Here is a 22,244-nt window from a genome sequence, read left to right as displayed (position 1 = left end):
GACCTGGATTAATTCGGTTGCGGCCAGCGGCGGAAAATCAACGAGGTGTTGACGCCACCAAAAGCGAAATTGTTGTTCATCACGTATTCGTTGCTCATCTGGCGGAATTCGCCGCGCAGGTAGTCGAGCTTGCCGCAGTGCGGATCGACTTCATCGAGGTTGAACGTGTGCACGTACAGGTCGCGGTTGAGCATTTCGATGCTGAACCACGACTCCAGCGCGCCGCAGGCCCCGAGCGTATGGCCGAGGAAACTCTTCTGCGAGCTGATCGGCATGCGTTCACCGAACAGGCTGCTGGTCGCCAGTGTTTCGGCAATGTCGCCCTGTTCTGTAGCGGTACCGTGGCCATTGACGTAACCGATTGCATCCGGCGTGATCCCGGCGTCTTCGAGCGCCAGTTCCATCGCGCGGCGCATGGTGGTTTGTTCGGGGCGGGTGGTGTGCTGGCCGTCGGCGTTGCTGCCGAAACCAACGAGCTCGGCGTGGATATGTGCACCGCGGGCGAGGGCGTGTTCCAGCTCTTCGAGCACCAGCATGCCACCACCTTCACCGATCACCAGACCATCGCGGCCCTTGTCGTACGGGCGTGGGCTGGTCTGTGGCGCGTCGTTTTTCAGGCTGGTGGCGTAGAGCGCGTCGAACACCATCGCTTCGGTCGGGCAGAGTTCTTCGGCGCCGCCAGCGAGCATCAACGGCAGGCGCCCGAACTTGATTGCTTCATACGCGTAGCCGATGCCCTGGCTGCCGCTGGTGCAGGCGCTGGACGTCGGAATCAAACGCCCGGTGAGGCCGAAGAAGATGCTGATATTCGCCGCTGTGGTGTGCGGCATCATCCGCACGTAGGAATTGGCGTTCAGACCCTCGGCTACCGAGTTGAGCAGCATGTTGCCGAACGCCTTGATCTCGTCGGTGCTGCCGGTGGACGACCCGCAGGCCACGCCCATGCGCCCATCCTTGATCGACGGATCGCCGAGCAGGCCGGCGTCGGCCAGGGCTTTTTCCGCCGCGCCGACCGCCAGACGCGAAACCCGGCCCATACTGCGCAACTGTTTGCGGGTCCAGTGCGCCGGGACGACGAAATCATCGATTGGGCCGGCGAGACGCGTATTGAGTTCGCTGAAGCGATCCCACTCGTCCATTCGGCGGATGCCGCTGCGATTGGCTGCGAAGTTGCCGGCGATGGTTTGCCAGTCGCTACCCAGCGAGGTGATGCCGGCCATGCCGGTGACGACGACGCGCTTCATCAGCACAAGCCTCCGTTGACCGCCAGGACCTGGCGGGTGATGTACGAGGCTTCCGCCGACATCAGGAAATTCACCGCACTGGCCACCTCTTCTGGGGTGCCCATGCGTTGCGCGGGGATCATTTTCATCAATTCTTCCACCGGCACGTTTTCATCGAGCATCGCTGTGTCGATCAGGCCCGGCGCGACGCAGTTAACGGTGATTTTGCGCTTGCCCAGTTCAATCGCCAATGCTTTCGCAGCACCAATCACGCCAGCCTTGGAGGCGCTGTAGTTGACCTGGCCGCGGTTGCCGATCAGCCCGGAGACGGAGGTGATGCAGACAATGCGACCGGCGGCGCGGCGGCGGATCATCGGCATCATCACCGGGTGCAGGACGTTGTAGAAACCGTCGAGGTTGGTACGCAGCACCACGTCCCAATCGTCGTCGCTCAGGGCTGGGAAGGCGCCGTCGCGGGTCAGCCCGGCGTTGAGCACCACGCCGTAATAGGCACCGTGGGTTTCGACGTCGGCTTCGAGAATGGTTTTGCAGGTTTCACGGTCGGCGACGTCAAATTGCAGGATGCGTGCGTTGCGGCCTAGCGCTTCAATCTCAGCTTGCACTGCCTGGGCTTCGGCGACGCCGCTGCGGCAATGCAGGACGATGTCGTGCCCGGCCTGCGCCAGACGCAAGGCAATGGCGCGGCCGATACCACGGCTGGAGCCGGTGACCAGTACGGATTCAGTCATCGTTCGACTCCTGTGTCTGTTGTAGATATTGGGACGGTTGCGGCGGGCGGAACACGTTCAGTCGAGCGCTGGCCTGGATGCCGGGCGCAGTGATGTGGCATTCGAACACGCCCATGCCGTTGTCATCTTCCAGCGAGCGGATGCCATGGACGGTCAACTCGCTACCAGCCGGAAACGCTTGGACGTTGCACTCGAACTTGCGTGTGCCGAGCAGGAAACCCAGTTCCACCGGATTGCCTTTGCGCCGGGCATGACAACCGGCGAACGCGGCGACGCTTTGTGCCATCAGCTCGACGCCGACCCATGCCGGCAGGCTGCCGTCGGGCAGGTTGAACAGGCCGTCAGGCTTGACCGTGAGGCAGGTGTAAATCTGTTCATCGTCGAAGCGCGTGATCTTGTCGATCAGGATCATGTCGCCTGCGTGAGGCAGCAGTTCGGCGAGCGGCCAGTCAGTCATGGGGCGTCTCCGATAATCAGGCTGACGTTGTTGCCCCCGAAGGCAAACGAGTTGCTCATCAGGTAGCGGGGTGCAATGGACGTCAGGGGTTCACTTGCGGTCACCCATTTGAGCGCTGGCAAGTCGGGATCGGGGTGGCCATCCCAGACGTGCGGCGGTAGCGCGTGGCCTGGGTTGTCAGCGCTCAGGCTCAGCCAGCAGAACGCCGCTTCCAGCGCGCCGGCAGCACCGAGCGTGTGACCGGTCATCGGTTTGGTCGACGAGCATGCAACGCCGTCGGGGAACAGCGTGGCGACCGCCAGGCTTTCCATGGCGTCGTTGTGTTGGGTCGCGGTGCCGTGCAGGTTCAGATAGTTGATTTGCCCGGGCTGCAATTGCGCGCGACTCAGGGCTTTTTGCATCGCTTGCAGCGCACCGCGCCCGCTCGGTTCCGGCGCCGAGATATGGTGCGCGTCGGAACTGGCGCCAGCGCCGAGCAGGGCGATGGCCGGACCATCCCCGCGTTGCTTGCTCATCACGAACAGCACCGCGGCTTCGCCGATGTTGATGCCGTTGCGGTTGGCCGAGAACGGATTGCAGCGCTCATCGGACACCGCTTCCAGCGACGAAAAACCGTTGAGGGTCAGCTTGCACAGGCTGTCGACGCCACCGCACAGCACCGCATCGCAGAGGCCCAGATCGAGCAGGCGCTGCGCGCTCATCAGCGCACGTGCGCTGGAGGTGCACGCGGTGGAAATCACGTAGGCCGGGCCGCTCAGTTGCAGCCAGTCGGCAAGAAAATTCGCCGGGGCGCCGAGCTCCTGTTGCCGATAGTCGTACTCGACCGGGAATTGTTGTTCTTGAAGGAAATGCGCCAGACCCCGACTGGCTTCGTCGATGCCCGAGGTACTGGTGCCTAGCACCACGCCGATGCGCTCGCGGCCGTAAGTCTCAATAGCCCGGTCGATGTCGTCGCGGATCTGCAACGCAGCTTCCAGCAAAAGCTGATTGTTGCGGCTGCGCTGGTCGGCCAACTCCGGCGGAATCGCTGCCAGCTCACCGTGCACGGCGGCCACTGGCAACTCACGCTCCGGCACCCAGCCGGATTCGCGACGCATGCCGGAGCAGTCGCCAGCGAACAGGTTGTGCGCGACTTGTTGCTTGTCTCGACCCAGCGCGCAAATCACGCCGAGGGCATTCAAGTAGGCAGTCATGGCGTCGGTTCACCGAGTGGGGAAACGCGGTAGTGCGGGCCTTGAGGCAGTTTCAATTCGAAGCTCAACGGTTGTGAATAGCGGATGTCCCAGCGCGCTGGCAGGGAGCGTTGCTCGCCCTGTTGCTGCGCGGCGGGGTAGTTGCGCAGCAATTCGCCGGACGGGGTCAGGGCGAACAGCAGGGCGGCGAACAACTCCCGGGCTTCCGGGTTTGGCGGCAGCAAGCCATCGGCCTGCCAGCGCCCGTCGATCAGTTGCTGACGTGCCTGAGGAATGCCCAGAGGGTCCATCATCGACCAGCGAATGCCGGGACCTTCACGCTGGATCACCAGCAGCCAGTCCTGGCGTTGTTCGGCTTGCTGGCGTTCGATGTGCAGTTGCAATGGCAGCGGCAGCGTCGGGTTGCCAGCCGGCAGCGGTGCCTGAGTGGCGCAACCACTGAGCAGCGCAAATATCCCCCATACCAGCCACACCACAAACCTTGTAGGAGTGAGCCTGCTCGCGATCGCGGTTGCACATTCAAAAAACATGTTGGCTGATCCACCGCTATCGCGAGCAGGCTCACTCCTACAAGTTGTGTGTCGCATCACAAGGCACCCGCAAGTGGTTTGCGCGCAACCACGTTCACCAGCGTCTCTTCCCGCTGCCCGAACGGTTTGGGCTTGCGCAATCCAAAGCGCTCCAGCAAACCGAAATCCTTCGACCGGCTCCACCACAAATACGGGTACGAAACATTGCGCTCGGAAAACTCGAAACCCTGCTCGCGAATCATCCCCAGATACTGCGCGGCGCTTTTCTGCACGTGCATTGGATGGCGGAACAGCCAGCGAATCACCCAGGTATCGATGTAAGCCTCGGTCGATTCGGCAAACAGCAGATAACCGCCAGGCTTGAGCACCCGATAAAACTCGGCCAAGGCCTTTTCCTGCTCGACCAGATGATGAAAGGTCTGGTGGCAGAACAGCAGATCGACACTGGCGTCCGGCACGTTGAGCGTTGCGCAATCGCTGCCGATCAGCTCGACATCCAGTCCCTGACGCGCCGCTTCTGCGGCGCTCAATTCAAGGCTGTGCGGATCGGCATCGATACCGATCAAACGCTGTGGTGCAAAGGTCTGGCGCAAATGGCCGAACGACTTGCCCTGACCGCAACCGGCATCGAGCAGCACCGGGTTTGCCGGCAGTGCTTCGCTGAACAGCCCACGCAGATCGTTGATTGCCACGCGCAACACGTGATGCTGCCAGGTGTGGCTGCGCAGGAACCAGAAACCGAAGCGGGTTTCCTCGACGTAGCTGTCGCTCAGGTAATTCATGGGGCGTCCTTTGCACAAAGTTCGGAAATCATCTTCAACCGGCGCCGAGCTTCGCTGACGAACGGGTTGCGTTCATCCCAGGCATAACCGGCGAGGATCGAGCAGATCATCCGGCGAATGTCGGCCTGACTGTCTTCATAGAAAATCACGTCCTGGAAGGTCCCGGCATACCAGCCCTCGACATAGCAGCGGAAGGTGTCGACGCCGCGTTTCAGCGGCTGGGCAAACTCGCTTTGCCAATCGACCGTTTCGCCCTGCAACTGACGATGCAGCACAGCCGCGGCCATGCTCGCCGAACGCATGGCGATGGTTACGCCGGAGGAGAACACCGGATCGAGAAATTCCGCCGCGTTGCCGAGTAACGCAAAGCCCGGACCGTGCAGGGTTTTGACGTTGGCTGCGTAGCCGCCAAGGGTGCGCGCCGGGGTATCCCACACGGCGTTGTTGAGCACGCCGGCGAGGCTTGGCGTTTCAGCGATGAAACCGCGCAGACAGGCGTCAAGATCGGTATCGCGACCTTCGAAGTGTTCGGCAGCGGCGACCACGCCCACCGAGCAGCGACCGTTGCTGAACGGGATGGTCCAGAACCAGATATCGCGATGCTGCGGGTGCGTGGTGACGAGGATTTTTTCGCGGTCGAACGCCGGGTTGTCGATGTGATCTTCGACGTGAGTGAACACTGCCTGACGCACCGGGAAATTCGACGGCGCCTCCAGATCCAGCAAGCGTGAAAGCACGCGACCGTAACCGCTGGCATCGAGCACGAAATCCGCTTCGACGCGGTATTCGCTGCCGTCTTCGCGGCGCACATCCAGCTGCGGTTTTGCCCGGTCGAAATCGACGCTGACGATGGCATCGCCATAGCGAATCTCGGCGCCTTGCAGCGCGGCTTGATCGGCCAGCAGTTTGTCGAAGTCGGCACGCTGCACCTGGAACGTGGTCGGCTTGCCGTTGGTGAAGGTGTCGCCAAAATCAAACGCGCTGTAGCGCTCGCCCCAGGCAAACGCAGCGCCGGTCTTGCGCTGGAATCCGGCGGCGTTGACGGCGTCGAGCATGCCGGCTTCTTCGACGAAATCCAGGCAATGGCTGAGCAGGCTTTCGCCGATGGAAAACCTTGGGAAGTGCTGACGCTCGATCACCAGCACGTCGTGGCCCTTGCGCTTGAGCAGGGCGGCGGCGATGGCGCCTGAGGGGCCTGCGCCGATGATCACGACCTGACGGGATTCCATTTCAACGATTGGCACGTGAGCTCCGGGGCAAAGGGTGGTTCAAATTCAGGGGGGCGCGATGCAGGCCGATCAGGGCTGGCAGCAACGTCGCGATCAGGCCCATCAGCATCAGCGCGAAGTACAGCGCCGGCGTGATGAGTTGTTGTTGCAATAACAGGTTGAGAAAGACGATTTCGCTCAGGCCGCGAATGTTCAGCAGCACGCTTTCACGCCAGCGACTGGCGCCCTCGAACGAGGCACCGGCCCAGCCGAGGCCAAGCCAGTTGCCGAGCAGTTTACTGGCAATCGGCACCAGCAGCAGCGCTGCCCATTGCAGCGCCCCAAGGCTGGCGAGGGCGCTGTGGACGTCGATCTGCACAATGCCGAACGTGAGGATCAACGGGATCGCGATCCACGTCTGCAAACGGCTCATCCAGCGCGCCGGCAACGGCAGCACCAGCGGTATTTTCAGCGTGGCCATGCACACCAGGTAACCGATGCCGAAAATCAGCGCATTGAGTTTGTAATGCTCGGCCAGGACCAATAACGCAAAGAATCCAAGGCTGTAAGTCAGCGGCCGCTGCACACCGAACAGGCGCAGCAGCAAGGGAACGCACGCCAACCCCAGCGGCAGCAACAGACTGCTCAGGTGCAAACTGCCCTGGGCGAGGCCGAACAGAGTCCAGCAGGTCAGGTCGATCAGGATCGCGGTTTGCACCAGCCGCCGCGTGGCGTCAGGCGGGTAATCGATGTGGCGCAGATACAGATACAGCACCGGAATGGCGGTGATGGCGAACACCAGACCGATGGCCAATGAGTTGAGCCACGGTTGCGCCGGCAGCAGCCAATAGGCGGTCGCGAGACCACAGGCGAAGGGTACGGCGAAACTCGGTACGGCAATTTTCACGCTCTGGCGGTCCAGACGCAGGTCGATCACATCGCTGAGGATGTGCCCGAGCAACAGTGCAAAACTCAGGCTGTAGAGGTCTTTCAGCCACGTCGGCGCAATCAGTTCGGCGCCGCTGAGCTGCCAGCCCGGTTCGATCCAGAAATACATCAGCAGCGGCAAGCCGAAACTCGCCAACAGCAGCTGGCTGACAATCGGGATCAGGCCGAAATGGCGACCGACGCGGGTCGCGACAAAGAACAAGGCCATGGCCAGCAGCCAGAATCCGACGATCATCATGCTGCCGGCTCCGCGACTGTTGCGGTGTGAGGATGACGCCCGGCCCACGGTGCAAGCATGAAGCTGAAGGCCAGACCGAGGCTGACCGATAAACCGAAATTGCTCACTGCTGGCGTGCTCGACACTGCCAGCAAACCGAATGACAGCCACGTCGTCACGGCCGCCAGCAACGTGCCCAGCAGGCTGACTGCCGCACCGCCGACTTGCTCACGCATGAGAATCGCGTAATCGACGCTGATCGCTGTCACCAGCAGCAGGCCGAACAGGCTGAACAGTGTCAGCGGCTGTCCGAGCCAACCGAGGCTGGCCAGGCTGCACAGCGCTGCCAGCAACGGCAGCGTGACGATGCGCACGGCGCCGCCGAGACCAAACGGCAGGATCAACACCAGCACGATCAACACGCAGGAAGCGAGTTTCAGTTCCGCCGCGCTGATCTGCGTGGCGGCGAAAACACTGTTCAATTCACCGAGGCGATCCACCAGCACTACCCCCGGCAGATCCAGCGCCTGCACCCGCAGCAGCGAAGGATTGTTCAGGCCTTGCAGACTGGTTATCGCCGCCACGCCCTCTTCGGTCGGGCCGAGCCACAGTGTGCGGTAGGGCTCGCCGAGCGGACCGGCCAGCGCGGCGTCGATGTCCTCAAGAGGTAATGTTTGCAACTGCTGCAACTCGGTTTGCAGGGCCGTCACCGGCACGCCGAGATCGAGCAGTGGCTGCCAGAACTGTGGAAGTTTGTTCAGCGCTTCGCGCACTTGCTGTTGCTGACTCGGTGGGCTGACCAGTTGATCAAGCGCCAGATACCCTTGCAGCTTGTCGAGGTTGACCAGTTGCTGCAAACGTTCGCTCAGTGCCGCTTGGCGTTCCAGCAGTTCTTGCTGATTGGCTGCGCGCACCAGGAAGAACTGGCTGGTCGGCTGATACCCGGTAATGCGCGCGATGGTCTGCGCTTCGTCGGTCAGTTGCTGCGGCGCGCCGACCCATTGGCGGATGTCGTTTTTGCTTTGCAGTTGCACGAGACCGCCCACACAGAAGGCGATCAACAGCGCCAGCAACACCGGCGTGCGCACGTATTCGAGCAATTTTTCCCGCAGGTTCACCAGCCGTTGGGCCAGATGCAGTGGCCACTGCGCCGGGCGCAGTTCGACATTCTTCAACAGCGCTGGCAGCAGACACACTGCCGACAGATAGGCGCCGAGCAACCCGGCAGCGGAGAACACGGCGATTTGCGTCAGCGCCGGGAAGGGCGTCCACGCCAGCGCCAGATAACCGATGGCACTGGTGATCAGACTCAGTGTCAGCCCGGGCAGGGTCAGGCGCAAGGCGGGCCAACTGCGCCAAGGTTTCAGGCTCCAGCTCTTCGACAGATAGTGCAGCGGGTAATCCACCGCCACGCCGATCAGGCTGGAACCGAGCACCAAGGTCATCACGTGCATATGGCCGAACAGCGCCACACACGCCACGGCACCGAACAACATACCGACCAGCACCGGCACAAACGCCAGCAACACGCGCCAACGGCGGAACGCCAGCAGCAATAACAGCAGAATCCCGACTGTGGCGCCGCCGCCCACCCAGGTCATCTCGCGAGTGGCCTGTTGCTGACCACTGGCGGCGTACAGCAGACCGCTGGCGGCCAGAAGCTGCACGTCGGATTTCGCTGCCTGATCACGACCGCGCTGGAGCAGTTCGGCCACTTGCAGCGGCAGGTTCATGTCGAAGGCATTGCCGGTGGTGCGTGCGCGCAACAGCACCCAGCTCTTGCCGTCGGCATCGGCGACCAATGCACCGCTGCCGATGTCCAGTTGCACCGCGCCGTGTTGTGGCTGGCTGTTCTGGATGCGCGTGGTCAGGCCCAGCCAGTCATCCTGGCTCGGCACCAGACTGAAACCGCTGAACGGGTCGAACAGTGCCTGTACCCGTTGCTGAATGAAGGCGTCGGGATGTTCGCTCAGCAATTGCCGGTCGTCCGCCGAGAGCATCGCCAGTCGCCCTTGCAGCAATTGCGTGCGCAGGGCCGGCAAGTCCGCTTGCAGGTTCCACTGCACTTTTTCGAACAGGCCGCTGGCTTGCCATTGTTCGCCCAGCGTCTGCGCCATGGCCACTGCTTGCTGGCGATCAGCGTGGCCGACCAGCACCAGCATTTCGCGGTTGAGCGGTTCCTGCATGCGTTGTTCGGCGCGCAGTTCGAGGGCGTCCGGATCGGTGCCCGGCACCAGTTCCATCAGGTTGGCGGACAACGGCGCACCGTCGCGCCACTGCCAGCCGGCCAGCGCGACAACCGCCAGCAGCAGAATCAGGAACAGCCAGGGCAGCTTGCGTTCACTCGGCAAAATCATGTTGCTCCGCATCGCTCAACGGTTGGCCGGCGCTGCTGTCCTGCATGCGCAGCACGGTGCTGTCGCCCTGGGTTTCCAGCAGTTCGATGGTTTGCACCAGTTCGCCGCCGTCGATGTTGATCTGGTTGAACACTTGCTTGAGCAGCAGCGAACGTGGGGTCAGGGTGAGTTTCCACTGCTGCGCGTCGCCACTGAGCGCCAGCTCGAAATCCCGTTGCAAGCCACTGCTGTCACCTTGCAATACGGCGAGGAACAAGCGGTTCTGCTCGGCCCCGGCGCTCTTGTTCGGGAGCAACTGCCAGCCGTTGCCGTCACGCCGGGCAATGCCTTTGGCGCTGATGCGGTAATCCTGTTGCAGCGGAGTTTTCAGCAGCCAGAGCAGGCCATGGTTTTTTGCGAGGACGAAACTGCCCTTGCTGATCAGCGGCTGGGGCAGCGCGCGCAGGTGTTTTTCCTGGATGAACTGGCCGTGGATCACGTCCGGCTTGGCCAGTTGCTGGCTGAGTTGTTGCAGGTCGAAAGCGTTGGCCAGTGACGACACGGCCAGCAGCGCCAGCGCCCCAAGGCTTCTAAAAAACAGGTTCATCGCAGCATCCTTTCCACGGCATCAGTGAAGACTTTTGGTGACGCCAGTTGCATCTCGCGGCTGCTCACTTCGACCGCCACTTGCACGGAGCTTGCGCGAGTCAGGCGTTCGCCGCTTTGCAGGTCGGTGATCAGATAGTTGATCTTCAGACGGTTTTCCCACTCGACCAGGCTGGCGCGCACGTTCAACTTCTGGCCGAACACCGCGCCACGCACGTAGCGCAGTTGCAGGTCGATGATCGGCCAGGCGTAACCGGACTCGACCATGTGCGTGTAGTTGTGGCCGATCTTGTCGAGCAACGCACAGCGCGCTACTTCCAGGTATTTGACGTAATGGCCGTGCCAGACCACGTGCATGGTGTCGACGTCGAAGAACGGGACGAGGATTTCCGTATCGGCATGCAGTACTCCGGCGCTACGCATGCAGCCTCCAGTGTTGCGCGGCGATGCGTTGCAGGCACAGGCGCAGTTCGCCTTCCAGTGCGCGGTCTTCGATGACCGGCGGGAAGTCCTTGGCGAGTTCTTCGTGCATGGCGGCCAGCGCAGGCGGCAGCGCTCGGGCGTCTTCGACCTGAGCGCGCAGCCACACGCCCTGGTTCGCGGCGAGGAGTGTGGCGGCGGCGACCTGTTCGGTCAGCTCCAGCACGCGGATCGCATCACGGGCGGCGATGGTGCCCATGCTCACCTTGTCCTGGTTGTGGCACTCGGTGGAGCGCGAGAAGACGCTGGCTGGCATGGTGTTTTTCAAGGCTTCGGCGGTCCAGGCGCTGGTGCCGATCTGCACAGCCTTGAAGCCGTGGTTGAGCATCGCGCGATCCGCCGTGGCGCCGGACAGATTGCTCGGTAATCCGTGGTTGTAACGTTCATCGACCAGCAGCGCGAGTTGACGGTCGAGCAGGTCGGCGACGTTGGCCACGAGGTTCTTCAGGCTGTCCATGGCGAACGCGATGTGCCCGCCGTAGAAGTGCCCACCGTGCAACACACGCTCGGCTTCGGCGTCGATGATCGGGTTGTCGTTGGCGCTGTTGAGTTCGATCTCGATGAACGAACGCAGCCAGTTCAGGCTGTCGGCCAACACGCCGAGGACATGCGGGGCGCAGCGCAGCGAGTAGCGATCCTGCAAACGGTGCAGCGGCGCAGTCGGCGCGTCGATTGCCAGATCCTTGCGCAGCCATGCGGCCACTTGCATCTGCCCCGGATGCGGTTTGGCGGCGAACAGGCGTTCGTCGAAATGCTCCGGATTGCCTTGCAGCGCCACGACGTTCAGCGCGGTGATCCGCGTGGCCAGTTGCAACAGGTAATCGGCGCGGGCGTAGGCGAGGCAGGCGAGGCCGGTCATCACGGCGGTGCCGTTCATCAGTGCCAGCGCTTCTTTGGGGCGCAGCACCAACGGCGTCCAGCCGAGTTCACGATGGACGTCGGCCGCTTGACGGCGCTCGCCACGGAACATCACTTCACGCTCACCAGACAGGGTTGCGGCAACGTAGGACAGCGGCGTCAGATCGCCGCTGGCGCCAACCGAGCCTTCTTCGGGAATCAGCGGCAGGATGTCGTGTTCGAGAAAAGCGTGCAGCCGCTCGAGCAGTTCAATCCGCACCCCGGACACACCGTGGCACAGCGACTGTAAACGCGCCGCGAGCACTGCGCGAGTGGCCTGGGCGTCGAGCAGTTTGCCCAACCCGCAACCGTGGAAAGTGTAGAGATGACGCGGCAGCGCCTCGACGTGATGCAGCGGCACCGCGACCACGCAGGAATCACCGTAACCGGTGGTCACGCCGTAGATCACGCCTTCCTTGTCCAGCAGCGAATCGAGAAACCGTGCGCCCTTGGCGATGCGTTCGCGGTAATCGGCGTCGCTCTGCAACTGCACGGGCGCCTGACGGTTGGCCAGGGCCAGCACGTCTTCGATGCGCAAAGGGCGTTCGCCGAAGGTTACCGGCTCATGAGTTGGCGTCGTCATCGGTCTTCCAGAAAGGGTAAAAGTTGAACCATTGCTGCGGGGCTTCAAGGCAATAGTGACTCAGGCGCTGCGCGTAGCGGGTTGCCCACTGATGAATGACCTGTTCGCGCTCGCTGCGCTTCCACACTACGGCGTCGGCGAACGGTTCGAGGGTCAGGCGATAATGGCCGTCGGGTTGCTTGAGGCACATCAGCAGATTGACCGGGCACTTGAGTAGGCCGGCCAGCAACCAAGGGCCTTGCGGGAATGGCGCCGGATGGCCGAGGAAATCCACGGTCACGCTGCGCCCGCCGTGCAGCGGCACACGGTCGCCGGCAATCGCCAGCCACTCGCCGCGCTCCAGGCGTTCGTGCAGTTGCAGCATGATCACCGGGTCGAGTTCGCTGACCTGAATCAGGCGCAGATTGGTCGCCCCGGCTTCACCCAGCAAGCGGTTGAATTGCTCGGCGTGCTTGGTGTGCACCAGCACATTCATGGTGACCTTTTCGCCGATTTCCGCCAGCGCCCGGCACACTTCGAGATTGCCCAGGTGTGCGCCGACCAGCAGTTGCCCGCGACTGCCGCGCAGTTGAGTGCGCAGCAGCGCCGGGTCGATGATTTCGATTTGCTCGATGCGCAGCTTGCCGTTCCACACGTCGAGCTTGTCGAGTAGCGAATCGGCGAACGCCATGAACTGACCGAATACTCGCCAATGACTTGGGCGCAAGTCTTCGCGTTGGCTCCAGTCGGCCAGGCGTTGCTGATACTGCCAAGCGCTGTTGCGTGCCGTGCGGCCGAACAGGAAAAAGTACAGGACGATGCCGTACAACAACGGGCTCAGCAGGCGGCGACCAAGTACCTTGGCGGCGAGCGCGGTGAATTTCATCAGCAGGAAACTGCCGCGCTCCTCGCGGTCGGCCCAGTGCTTTTTATCGGTCTCGACGGTCATGTCCGCCACCGTCGCCAGAGGATGAGCGGAAAGCGCAGCAACATGCCGAAGAACAGCCGCGTGTGCATGCTCGAAATCAGCGCGTTGTCATGGAACAGCCGGAAGTGCGAGACGCCATCCAGCGGGTAATGCACGCTGGTTTGCAGCCAGCGCATCGGTTGATTGCGCCACGCCAGACGCACCAGAATGTCCGAGTCGAAATCCATGCGTTTGCCGACCTTGGCCGAGTCGATCACCGCCAACGTCGGTGCCAGTGGATAGACGCGAAAGCCGCACATCGAATCGCGAATCTGCAATGACAGTGTGTTGACCCAGACCATCACGTGAGTCAGGTAGCGCGCGTACAAACGGCCCTTGGGCACGCTTTCGTCGAACAGCGGATAACCGCAGATCAATGCTTGCGGATGTGCGCGGGATTCCTCAACGAAGCGGGCAACATCGTGCAGATCGTGCTGGCCGTCGGCATCTACCTGCAACGCATGGCTGAAGCCCAGGCGCGAGGCTTCGCGCAGGCCGGTCATCACCGCGCCGCCCTTGCCCTGATTGATGGTGAGCCGCACCAGATGCACGTTGTCGCGCTCGGCCAGCCCGTCCAACACCCGCGCGCAGGACTGCGTGCTGGCGTCGTCCACCAGCAGGCACGGCAGACCTTGGGCGAGCAGGGCATCGACCACGGTGGTGATCGCGGTTTCGTGGTTGTAGACCGGGATCACGGCGCAGGGGTTATGCATACCGATTCTCCACTGGGAAACTGCGATCCCTGTAGAAGTGAGCCTGCTCGCGATTGAGTGCGCAGCACTCACCAAGGTCAATCATGCTCTACACCCAAAAGAATCCGGCCACTGGAGCAGGTCGCCGTGTCATTACGGTAGGCGAAATACAATTTGCTGCGCTCAGGATCAAACCGCAGGTGCAGCTGGATTTCATCGCCGGGGCGCACCAGTTGCTGGAATTTCAGCACTTCCATGCCAGCAAACGGGCCGCGCAGGTTCAGCAGTTGCCGACCGAGGTTCAGTGCCCATTCCACTTGCACCACGCCGGGTAACACGGGGGCTTTGGGGAAGTGGCCGCTGAAGTACGCCAGATCTGGCGGTACGCTCAGTTGCAGGCTCCATTCGCCATCCGTTTCGGTTTGCTCCAGCACCTCGGGGGCTTTCGGCCGAGGGCCGAGCAGCAGCGCCTCGATATCCGCCTGCGGCAGTTTGCCCTGGCTGTTGAGCGGCATTTGCCGCAGCAATCGCCAGCGACGCGGCAGGGCCAAGGCTTCGCAGTGCTCTTTCAAGTGCTGGCGCAGGGCTTCGGTCAGGCTACGTCGACCGTGTTCGCGCAGAGCAAACAGGCCGGACTCGCTGAGCACCAGCAAGGCGCCGAGGGACGCACGATTTTCCTGAACAACGCCCAATCGCGCTTCGGCAACCCAGTCGTGGGCGACCAAGGCTTGCTCAAGCATCGGCAAGGAAATGCGTTTTTCTTCGAGTTTGACTATTCGGTCCAGTCGACCCAGCAGTTCGAAACGGCCATCGGCGGCAATGCGTGCTGCATCGGCGGTGTGTTCAACGTGCCCGGCAGGCAGGTACGGTGAGGCGATCAGCAGTGCACCGTCGTTGTCCTGACTCAGTTCGACACCGGCGAACGGCTGCCACAGTTGCTCACCCTGGCGCCAGGCGATGCCGCCAGTTTCCGAACTGCCGAGGATTTCAGTCGGCCACTGTTGCAAGCGTTGATGCAGGCTCTGCGCGGCTTCGGCCGGCAGTGCGCCGCCCGAAGAAAACACCCGGCGCACGGCGCTCAGGGCCGGCCAGTCGAGGTTGTCACCCATGCGCTTGAGCAGCGCCGGGCTGGCAACCCAGGCGAAGGCTGGATACTCGCGGCTGGCGCGTTGCAGGTCTTCGGGGAATGCCAGTTGCTTGCGCACGAAGGTTCGCCCGGCGCACAGCGGCCACAACACGCGAAACAGCAAACCGTAAATGTGTTGGGTAGCGACGCTGCCGATGACGCACGCCTCAGCGAGATCCGCGCCCCACAGCTGCTCGAGTGCTTCGACTTCATTGGCCAGTTGGCGCAGAGTCTTGTCGATACGCTTCGGTTCACCGCTGGAGCCGGAAGTGCACAGGCTCAAGCGGCACTGATCCAGATCCAGCTCGGCGCCGGTCAGTGGTGGCTGATGGAACTCGGCTAAACCACTGTCGCCGGTTTGATCGGTCAGCCACAGATCCACTTCGCCAGACCAGCGCTGGCGGGTTTGCGCTTGCAAGTCCGAGGGCAGCAATACGCTGACGCCAGCGCGCCAGGCACCGAGCAGGGCGATGGCCAGGTCGGCGGCATCTTCCAGATGTACCGCCAAACGCTGCACGCCTCGGGCTTGCAGGCCGGCAGCGACGCTCAATGCCTGTTCGCACAACTGCGCGTGATCCAATGCCGGGGCGTGGCTGATTGCCCGCGCCGGCAACGCCTTGAGCAACAGTTGCTCAAGTTTTATCCAATTCATGTACGGCCTCTTACCCGTTGTCGTATCAGCCATTCAATGGCAAACATCAGGCCGATCAATCCGTAGGAGATCAGGCCGGTGTACAACATCCACCAACTCAGCGGCGCCCACAGGGTCAGGAGCGCGGCGCACAAACCGTTGCAGAAGAAAAAAATGCTCCAGGCCACCGTGACCTTGCGCGTGTAGGCAATTGCGTTGGCCGGCAACTGCGGTTCACGCAGCCGCGCCAGGCGTTCGACCATCGGCGGGCCGTATTTCAGGCTCAGGCTGAACAGCACCAGCATGAAGCCGCTGATCAGCACCGGATACCAGCGCAGCAACCGTGGGCTGTCGAACAGCGCCAGCAACAGGCAAAACATCATCGCCACGCAGGCCATCCACAGACTGCCGGGTTTGCGTTCGCCGGTCAGTGCTCGCGCCAGCCACAGGCTGCCCAGCAGCAGGCCGAACTGCCACGGAGCAAAGTGCTCCATGCCGAAATACACCGCAAAGGGATACAGCAGACCGGCCAGCAGCAGGCCGAGGCCGATCAATCGACTCATGCGGTCGGTTGAACCAGACGGTAGACCGCCTCGACCACGTCACCGACAGTGCGCACCGTTTTGAATTCTTCGGCGGCGATCTTCTTGCCGGTCTGGCGCTTGATGTGGTCGATCAGATCGACTGCGTCAATGCTGTCGATCTCCAGATCCTGATACAGGTTGGAGTCCAGGCTTACACGGGAGGGATCCAGTTCGAACAGCTCGACCAGGGCGTCACGCAGGGTGTTGAAAATGTCGTCACGAGTTTGCATGGTCCGGTCTCAAGCTGCCTGTTTTGCCATGACGAAGGCCGCAAGGCTCGCCACGTTGGAGAAATGGTTACGGGTATCTTTGGCGTCGGCGTCGATCTTGATGCCGTACTTTTTCTGGATCGCCAGACCCAGTTCCAGCGCGTCGACAGAATCCAGGCCCAGGCCTTCGCCGAACAGTGTTTGATCGTCGCCGATGTCGTCGACGCTGATGTCTTCGAGGCCGAGGGCGTCGATGATCAGCAATTTAATCTCACGGTGTAGATCGCTCATCTTCGGCGAGCTCCTTGATGAAGTATGAATGCAAATAGTCGTTGAGCTTGCGCGAGGCCTGCGGTGCCGGGCCTTGTGCGGCGAATGTCTGTGGATCTATATCGGCCCCGATGCGAAAACTGAAGTGCACGCGGTGGCTGGGTATCCGATACCAGGGCTCGGCTTTGGTCAAAGTGGTCGGGTTGACCTTGATGACCACCGGCGTAAGGATTTTCGCACCCCGCAGGGCAATCGCCGCAGCCCCCCGATGAAAGGCCGGTGCCTGGCCCGGTTGAGTACGCGTGCCTTCAGGAAAAATGATCAGGGTCTGGCCGTTTTGCAGGGACTCGGCGGCGGCATCAAGCATGTCCATGCTGCCGTCGTTACTGATGTATTCAGTGCTGCGCAGCGGGCCACGGGTGAAGGGGTTTTCCCACAGGCTTTTCTTCACCACGCAGTTGGCCTGGCGTACCAGACCGATCAGGAACACCACATCGATCAGCGAGGGATGATTGGCGATGATCATCTGTCCGGGACGACCGAGGCGTTCAGCGCCCTGAATGTCGTAGGTCAATACGCCGGTGCGAGCCATGAATCGGACAAAAAACCAGAACAACCGACTGACGGTCTGCCGCGCACGCTGCCGGTGCTTCAGCGCATCACCGGGCAGACAGCCGAGCACCGGGAAAACCAGCAAGCGCAGGCACAGCCCGCCCAGCCCGAACAGCGCGAAACTCGCCGCTGTGGCTAGCAGACGCCAGTAGTAGGCGTCGCGGTTCTTTTGGGTCACGGGTTGCGTTGCCAGGTCCATACACGATTTTTCCAGGCATGTTGGCAAAGGGTTTGCTGGCCGAGCAGGGTGCGCAGCAAATTGAGCGCGTGGGGCCAGTGCGCTTTGGACAGTGCTTCTGTGGTGCTGTTCAGGGTCAGCCGCCAGTCGGTACCGGGGGTGAGCAACAGACCCAGCGCGTAAGGAAACGGCACATCGTCGATCCACGCTGAATAGGCTGCGGGCGGCTGTTCTTCGGTAATCACCAGCAACACTGCCGGAGCGCCTTCATTGAGCAGGGCTGCTGCTTCGAGCATGCCGTGTTCGAGGCCGTCGCCAGCGGCGGCGAGGGCGGTCATTTCGCTGGTTTCGCCGCGCATGATCGACCACAGGCCGATGATCGCGTTGTGTACCGACAGGCTGAATTGCGTCGGCGACAGCGGTTCGTCTTTGGCAAGGTCACTGAGGATCTCGTAAGTGCGCGGGGTCTCGCCGTGTCGCGAGACGAACACCAAGGGAAGGTTTTCCCGTCCGTCGGCCAGTGGCCAGCCAACACTGAAAGCCATTCTGGCCAGTCGGCTGAGGCGGCGGCGTTGCATGGCCGGCAAGAACGACACATCGGGCGCGGCGTCACTGCTCTGAAGCACGACCGGTTGTCGGCTCCAGGCTTGCCATGCGTCCACGCTATCGAGCCCCGGGGCCCACGCGCGCCATTGGGCGATGTTGAAGTTGATCACGGGCATTCATCCCGCCCCTGCGGGCTTTTTGTTGAGGCGTGAGTCGCCAAAGCCGCAGCAGGCTTGACGTGGCGCTTGGCGCCGGGTGGCGCGCATTATCCCGGTGACACGGGTGTGTAGCAAATGCTGGTTACATTTTGTGCAGTGAAATGTACCGAATGGTTCGCGATAAAGCTGTCACTTGGCCATTATCCAGATTGTCAGAGGCTTGTCTGTCGGCCATCTCGGCGATTGATGAGGGTTTTTACTCGTCCTGCACGCTGAAATTTGCACCTGACCTTGTAGTCCATGTCCGTGAAGGTAGCGAAGCGAGGCGGCGCGCATCTACACTCGGTCATTCTTTGATACACGGAGGTTTTGTCATGCGGCGCGTGGTGTTCAATCAGAAAGGTGGCGTGGGCAAATCCAGCATTGCCTGCAATCTGGCAGCGGTCAGCGCCAGTGAGGGTTATCGCACACTGTTGGTCGATCTCGATGCTCAGGCCAACTCCACTCAGTATCTGACGGGGCTCACCGGCAACGACATCCCGATGGGCATTGCCGATTTCTTCAAGCAGACGCTGTCTTCAGGGCCGTTCTCGAAAAAGAATCAGGCGGATATCTACGAAACCCCGTTCGACAACCTGCACATCATCACCGCTACCGCCGAGCTGGCGGATCTTCAGCCGAAGCTTGAGGCGAAGCACAAGATCAACAAGCTGCGTAAATTGCTCGATGAGTTGTCCGAAGACTACGACCGGATTTATCTCGATACACCGCCGGCGCTGAATTTTTATGCGGTATCAGCGCTGATTGCGGCTGATCGCGTGCTGATTCCCTTCGATTGCGACAGCTTCTCGCGTCAGGCCTTGTACGGGTTGATGGCGGAAATCGCAGAATTGAAGGAAGACCACAACGAAGGCCTGGAAGTCGAAGGCATCGTGGTCAATCAGTTCCAGGCGCGGGCCAGCCTGCCGCAGCAAATTCTCGATGAACTGATTGCCGAAGGTTTGCCGGTATTGCCGGTGTATCTGACCAGTTCAGTGCGCATGCGCGAGTCGCATCAGGCCAGCATCCCGCTGATCCACCTCGATCCGCGGCACAAGCTGACCCAGCAGTTTGTCGAGTTGCACAACCTGCTCGAAGACGCGTGATCTCTCGAAGCTCCCACAAAACCTGTGGGAGCGGGCTTGCCCGCGATGAGGCCGGCACATTCAGCATCTGAAGTGCCTGATCCAGTGTCATCGCTGGCAAGCCAGCTCCCACAGGGTTGATGAGGTGTATCAGATACCCTGACTACGCAGCCATGCCATCAACTGTGGCAACGGAAACGCCCCACTTTGCCGGGCCACTTCCCGGCCGTTCTTGAACAGAATCAGGCTCGGAATCGAGCGAATCCCCAACTGCGCCGACAGCTGCTGATTCGCCTCGCTATCAAGCTTGGCCAACCGGCATTTGCCCGCCAACTGCGCAGCCGCCTGCTCGAATACCGGTGCAAACGACTTGCACGGCCCACACCAGTCCGCCCATACGTCCACCAACAACGGCAGATCACCCTTGATCTGGCTGGCGTAATCGCCTTGCTTGAGTTCGAAGGGTTTGTCCAGCAGCACCGCAGATTTGCAGCGACCGCACTTCGGCTGGTCAGCGAGGCGCTCGGCGGGAATGCGGTTGAGGCCGTTGCAGGCGGGGCAGGGGATGAGCAGTGGGTCGGTCATGATGGTCTCTTGATTAGACAGTCTGTGAGACTTATGGAGGCGGTACGCCAGTTTATCAATGTCTCACCTGCTCACATTTTTTCGAGCCCCAACTTCTCGTCACTGGCTAGCCTGAAGGCCAATTCAGCTTTTTAACGCTTGTCGTGAGGAGATCGCTTTGTCTGTATCTGCGTGCTACTTTTGTTGCACTTATCTCGAGGTCGATGACCTGCATGTATCGAATCGGAGCGACATAATGTCCGTAACATCCAAAATTCGCCGTCAGGGTGGCGCTGCCGTCATCACGATTCCGCCGACGCTGCTGAAGCTTTTGCATCTGGAAGTAGGGGCGCAACTCGAACTGAATGTGGTGGACGGTGAGTTGATCGCTCGCCCAGCGGTACCTCCTGCGCGTAGGCGATATAGCTTGTCCGAGCTACTTGAAGGTGCCGAGGAGCTAAAGAAGCTGAACGTCCAGACTGCTGAGGCTCGCGATGGTGATCCCGTTGGCAGGGAGTTGGGCTGATGGTGCGTCGGCAACCCCCACAGCGGGGAGACGTTTACTGGATTGATCCGAATCCCGTAGCTGGGCGAGAAATGATGAACCGGCACCGTTTTGTAGTGATTACGCCTCGGGAGATCAATGCATTGGGCGTCAGCATGACCGTACCCGTCACCAGCGGCGGCAATTTCAGCAGAAATTCAGGATTGGCCGTGAACATCACGGGACACGAAACCAATGGCGTAGCGGTGTGTAATCAGGTTCGTAGCTTTGATATTGAACAGCGCGTAAGAGAGGGGACAGCCAGATTTATCGAACGATTGGATGACGTGACAATGGCGGATATTGTCGCTCGAGTTGTCAGCGCTATCGATCCTCTGGCTTGAGACGCCTTACGACGAACAACTGATCTCCAGATGCTTGCCCCACTCGGGTGGGCGCTCGGCATAGCTGTCCATCCCCGGTTGTTCCTCGAACGGCTTGCTCAACACCGCGTACAACCGGCGAACCTCTGAATAGTCCCCTTGTTCAGCCGCATCAATCGCTTTTTGCGCCAGATAATTACGCAGGATGTACAGCGGATTGACCGCGTGCATGCGCGTGCGGCGTTGCTCTTGATCGAGCGCGCCATCACGGGCAACCCGCGCCACATAGCGTTCGCCCCAGGCGTCGAAGCCTTTGATGTCGACGAAGTCGTCACGCAATTGAGCAACGGCCAGTTCTGCGGATTGATCACCGAGCCGGCGGAAGAATAGCGTGTAGTCGACGCCGCTGTTCTGCATCAGTTGCAGCAGGTTTTCCAGCAGCAATTGATCGTCGTCTTCAGCCGTGGTGAAACCGAAACGACGGCGCATCAGGTCGAGGTAGTGCGCCTGGAATAATGGCAAATACAAGCCGAGCGTTTCGCGCAGGGCTTCAACGCTGATGAACGGCGTCAACGCCTGAGCCAGGGCGCTGAGGTTCCACTGGCCGATGGGCACTTGATTGCTGAAGGAGTAGCGGCCCTGATCGTCCGAGTGGTTGCAGATGAAGTTGGCGTCGAAGTCATCAAGAAACGCGAACGGGCCGAAGTCGAAGGTGATGCCCAGGATCGACATGTTGTCGGTGTTCATCACGCCGTGGCAGAACCCGTAGGCCTGCCATTTGGCGATCAGCTCGGCGTTGCGCTCGACGATCTCGCGGAACATCGCCAGATACGGTTCGGGTTGCTCCAGGCATTGCGGAAAATGCATCGCCAGCACATGCTCGCCGAGCAACTTCTGCTGCTCGGGACGCTTGGTGTAGTAGAAGTATTCGAAGTGGCCAAAGCGGATATGGCTCGGCGCCAGACGCAGCACCATCGCGGCGCGTTCCTGCTTTTCGCGCCAGACCGGGGTGTTGGAGCCGATCACGCAGGCGGCGCGCGAGGAAGGAATGTTCAGCGCGTGCAGCGCTTCGGAGGCGAGGAATTCACGGATCGACGAACGCAGTACGGCGCGACCATCGCCCATGCGCGAAAACGGCGTCTGCCCGGCGCCCTTGAGGTGCAAGTCCCAGTGCTCGCCGGCCGCGTTGTAGACCTCGCCGAGCAATAAGCCGCGACCATCACCCAGTTGCGGTGTGTAGCCACCGAACTGATGCCCGGAGTAAACCATCGCTCGCGGCTCGGCATCGGCCCACAGCTTGTGGCCGCCGAACAGTTCGGCAAACTCTTGGGTTTCGGCGGTGGCCGGCTCCAGATCCAGCAGGGCGAGCGCTGCGGGACTTGCGACGACCAGACGCGGGTTGTCGATCGGCTCGGGCAGCACATGGGCGGAGAACGCATCGCCGAGGCGGGCGAAACGATTGTCGAAGGTCAGTTCGTCGAGGGCTTTCAAGGGCCGGCTCCAGCAGAATGTCCGAGCATTCTGCTGG

Annotated in this window: 25 protein-coding genes; 3 read left to right on the top strand and 22 right to left on the bottom strand. The window is 61.4% G+C overall.

Annotated features, from left to right (window positions below; translation table 11 throughout):
* Nucleotides 1-8: 8 nt before the first annotated feature.
* The 20 genes from ICA16_RS18310 to ICA16_RS18215 form a co-directional block, all read right to left on the bottom strand.
* Complete coding sequence (locus ICA16_RS18310; protein WP_210701203.1) at nucleotides 9-1,244, bottom strand: beta-ketoacyl-ACP synthase; 1,236 nt, start codon at nucleotides 1,242-1,244, stop codon at nucleotides 9-11.
* Complete coding sequence (fabG, locus tag ICA16_RS18305; protein ID WP_150604852.1) at nucleotides 1,244-1,972, bottom strand: 3-oxoacyl-ACP reductase FabG; 729 nt, start codon at nucleotides 1,970-1,972, stop codon at nucleotides 1,244-1,246. Before fabG ends, ICA16_RS18310 begins: the two co-directional genes overlap by 1 nt.
* Complete coding sequence (locus ICA16_RS18300) at nucleotides 1,965-2,429, bottom strand: hotdog family protein (protein ID WP_210701202.1); 465 nt, start codon at nucleotides 2,427-2,429, stop codon at nucleotides 1,965-1,967. The genes fabG and ICA16_RS18300 overlap by 8 nt, the downstream gene beginning before the upstream one ends.
* Nucleotides 2,426-3,622 (bottom strand): beta-ketoacyl-[acyl-carrier-protein] synthase family protein, encoded by a 1,197-nt coding sequence (locus ICA16_RS18295; protein ID WP_210701201.1) that lies wholly within the window; start codon nucleotides 3,620-3,622, stop codon nucleotides 2,426-2,428. Before ICA16_RS18295 ends, ICA16_RS18300 begins: the two co-directional genes overlap by 4 nt.
* Nucleotides 3,619-4,209: a hypothetical protein gene (locus ICA16_RS18290; protein ID WP_210554309.1), complete on the bottom strand. Its 591-nt coding sequence runs from the start codon at nucleotides 4,207-4,209 to the stop codon at nucleotides 3,619-3,621. The genes ICA16_RS18295 and ICA16_RS18290 overlap by 4 nt, the downstream gene beginning before the upstream one ends.
* On the bottom strand, nucleotides 4,209-4,934 hold the full coding sequence (locus ICA16_RS18285; protein WP_210701200.1) for a class I SAM-dependent methyltransferase: 726 nt from the start codon (nucleotides 4,932-4,934) through the stop codon (nucleotides 4,209-4,211). Before ICA16_RS18285 ends, ICA16_RS18290 begins: the two co-directional genes overlap by 1 nt.
* The gene (locus tag ICA16_RS18280; RefSeq protein ID WP_150604857.1) at nucleotides 4,931-6,178 is read right to left on the bottom strand and encodes an NAD(P)/FAD-dependent oxidoreductase; all 1,248 of its coding nucleotides are present in this window, start codon (nucleotides 6,176-6,178) and stop codon (nucleotides 4,931-4,933) included. The genes ICA16_RS18285 and ICA16_RS18280 overlap by 4 nt, the downstream gene beginning before the upstream one ends.
* Nucleotides 6,165-7,328, bottom strand: coding sequence for a cation:proton antiporter (locus ICA16_RS18275; protein WP_210554308.1), 1,164 nt, complete (start codon nucleotides 7,326-7,328; stop codon nucleotides 6,165-6,167). The genes ICA16_RS18280 and ICA16_RS18275 overlap by 14 nt, the downstream gene beginning before the upstream one ends.
* Complete coding sequence (locus tag ICA16_RS18270) at nucleotides 7,325-9,664, bottom strand: MMPL family transporter (protein WP_210701199.1); 2,340 nt, start codon at nucleotides 9,662-9,664, stop codon at nucleotides 7,325-7,327. Before ICA16_RS18270 ends, ICA16_RS18275 begins: the two co-directional genes overlap by 4 nt.
* Nucleotides 9,648-10,250 (bottom strand): outer membrane lipoprotein carrier protein LolA, encoded by a 603-nt coding sequence (locus tag ICA16_RS18265; RefSeq protein WP_150617507.1) that lies wholly within the window; start codon nucleotides 10,248-10,250, stop codon nucleotides 9,648-9,650. Before ICA16_RS18265 ends, ICA16_RS18270 begins: the two co-directional genes overlap by 17 nt.
* Nucleotides 10,247-10,672 carry an acyl-CoA thioesterase gene (locus ICA16_RS18260; RefSeq protein ID WP_095187415.1) on the bottom strand — a complete coding sequence of 142 codons (426 nt, stop codon included), beginning with the start codon at nucleotides 10,670-10,672 and terminating at the stop codon, nucleotides 10,247-10,249. Before ICA16_RS18260 ends, ICA16_RS18265 begins: the two co-directional genes overlap by 4 nt.
* The gene (locus ICA16_RS18255; protein ID WP_150604862.1) at nucleotides 10,665-12,209 is read right to left on the bottom strand and encodes an HAL/PAL/TAL family ammonia-lyase; all 1,545 of its coding nucleotides are present in this window, start codon (nucleotides 12,207-12,209) and stop codon (nucleotides 10,665-10,667) included. Before ICA16_RS18255 ends, ICA16_RS18260 begins: the two co-directional genes overlap by 8 nt.
* Nucleotides 12,190-13,137, bottom strand: a complete 948-nt coding sequence (locus tag ICA16_RS18250) for an LpxL/LpxP family acyltransferase (protein WP_210701198.1) — start codon at nucleotides 13,135-13,137, stop codon at nucleotides 12,190-12,192. Before ICA16_RS18250 ends, ICA16_RS18255 begins: the two co-directional genes overlap by 20 nt.
* Nucleotides 13,134-13,868 carry a glycosyltransferase family 2 protein gene (locus ICA16_RS18245; RefSeq protein WP_150617510.1) on the bottom strand — a complete coding sequence of 245 codons (735 nt, stop codon included), beginning with the start codon at nucleotides 13,866-13,868 and terminating at the stop codon, nucleotides 13,134-13,136. Before ICA16_RS18245 ends, ICA16_RS18250 begins: the two co-directional genes overlap by 4 nt.
* 77 nt (nucleotides 13,869-13,945) lie before the next feature.
* Entirely contained in the window at nucleotides 13,946-15,625 is a 1,680-nt protein-coding gene (locus ICA16_RS18240) for an acyl-CoA synthetase family protein (RefSeq protein ID WP_210701197.1), read from the bottom strand.
* Entirely contained in the window at nucleotides 15,622-16,167 is a 546-nt protein-coding gene (locus tag ICA16_RS18235; RefSeq protein WP_210701196.1) for a COG4648 family protein, read from the bottom strand. The genes ICA16_RS18240 and ICA16_RS18235 overlap by 4 nt, the downstream gene beginning before the upstream one ends.
* A complete protein-coding gene (locus ICA16_RS18230; protein ID WP_150604867.1) occupies nucleotides 16,164-16,418 on the bottom strand; it encodes an acyl carrier protein in 255 nt (84 codons plus the stop codon). The genes ICA16_RS18235 and ICA16_RS18230 overlap by 4 nt, the downstream gene beginning before the upstream one ends.
* A gap of 9 nt (nucleotides 16,419-16,427) precedes the next feature.
* Nucleotides 16,428-16,688 (bottom strand): phosphopantetheine-binding protein, encoded by a 261-nt coding sequence (locus ICA16_RS18225; RefSeq protein WP_047299425.1) that lies wholly within the window; start codon nucleotides 16,686-16,688, stop codon nucleotides 16,428-16,430.
* Complete coding sequence (locus ICA16_RS18220; RefSeq protein ID WP_210701195.1) at nucleotides 16,669-17,478, bottom strand: lysophospholipid acyltransferase family protein; 810 nt, start codon at nucleotides 17,476-17,478, stop codon at nucleotides 16,669-16,671. Before ICA16_RS18220 ends, ICA16_RS18225 begins: the two co-directional genes overlap by 20 nt.
* Nucleotides 17,454-18,179 carry a beta-ketoacyl synthase chain length factor gene (locus ICA16_RS18215; protein ID WP_150604869.1) on the bottom strand — a complete coding sequence of 242 codons (726 nt, stop codon included), beginning with the start codon at nucleotides 18,177-18,179 and terminating at the stop codon, nucleotides 17,454-17,456. Before ICA16_RS18215 ends, ICA16_RS18220 begins: the two co-directional genes overlap by 25 nt.
* 356 nt (nucleotides 18,180-18,535) lie before the next feature.
* Between ICA16_RS18215 and ICA16_RS18210 the strand changes: the two genes are divergently transcribed.
* Nucleotides 18,536-19,306 carry a ParA family protein gene (locus ICA16_RS18210; RefSeq protein WP_150604870.1) on the top strand — a complete coding sequence of 257 codons (771 nt, stop codon included), beginning with the start codon at nucleotides 18,536-18,538 and terminating at the stop codon, nucleotides 19,304-19,306.
* 129 nt (nucleotides 19,307-19,435) lie between these two features.
* Here the strand turns inward: ICA16_RS18210 and trxC are convergent, their stop codons facing one another.
* Nucleotides 19,436-19,870 (bottom strand): thioredoxin TrxC, encoded by a 435-nt coding sequence (trxC, locus tag ICA16_RS18205; RefSeq protein ID WP_210701194.1) that lies wholly within the window; start codon nucleotides 19,868-19,870, stop codon nucleotides 19,436-19,438.
* Nucleotides 19,871-20,105: 235 nt separating this feature from the next.
* Between trxC and mazE the strand changes: the two genes are divergently transcribed.
* Nucleotides 20,106-20,375: a type II toxin-antitoxin system antitoxin MazE gene (gene mazE, locus ICA16_RS18200; RefSeq protein WP_210701193.1), complete on the top strand. Its 270-nt coding sequence runs from the start codon at nucleotides 20,106-20,108 to the stop codon at nucleotides 20,373-20,375.
* Nucleotides 20,375-20,737 (top strand): type II toxin-antitoxin system toxin MazF, encoded by a 363-nt coding sequence (mazF, locus tag ICA16_RS18195; RefSeq protein ID WP_150617516.1) that lies wholly within the window; start codon nucleotides 20,375-20,377, stop codon nucleotides 20,735-20,737. Before mazE ends, mazF begins: the two co-directional genes overlap by 1 nt.
* Before the next feature lie 6 nt (nucleotides 20,738-20,743).
* Here the strand turns inward: mazF and selO are convergent, their stop codons facing one another.
* A complete protein-coding gene (gene selO / locus ICA16_RS18190; RefSeq protein ID WP_210701192.1) occupies nucleotides 20,744-22,207 on the bottom strand; it encodes a protein adenylyltransferase SelO in 1,464 nt (487 codons plus the stop codon).
* Nucleotides 22,208-22,244: the final 37 nt, after the last annotated feature.

It is taken from the genome of Pseudomonas anatoliensis (assembly GCF_017976235.1).
Taxonomy (GTDB): domain Bacteria; phylum Pseudomonadota; class Gammaproteobacteria; order Pseudomonadales; family Pseudomonadaceae; genus Aquipseudomonas; species Aquipseudomonas anatoliensis.
Note: the sequence above shows the minus strand (reverse complement) of the source record. Positions and strands in the feature narration are given on the sequence as shown.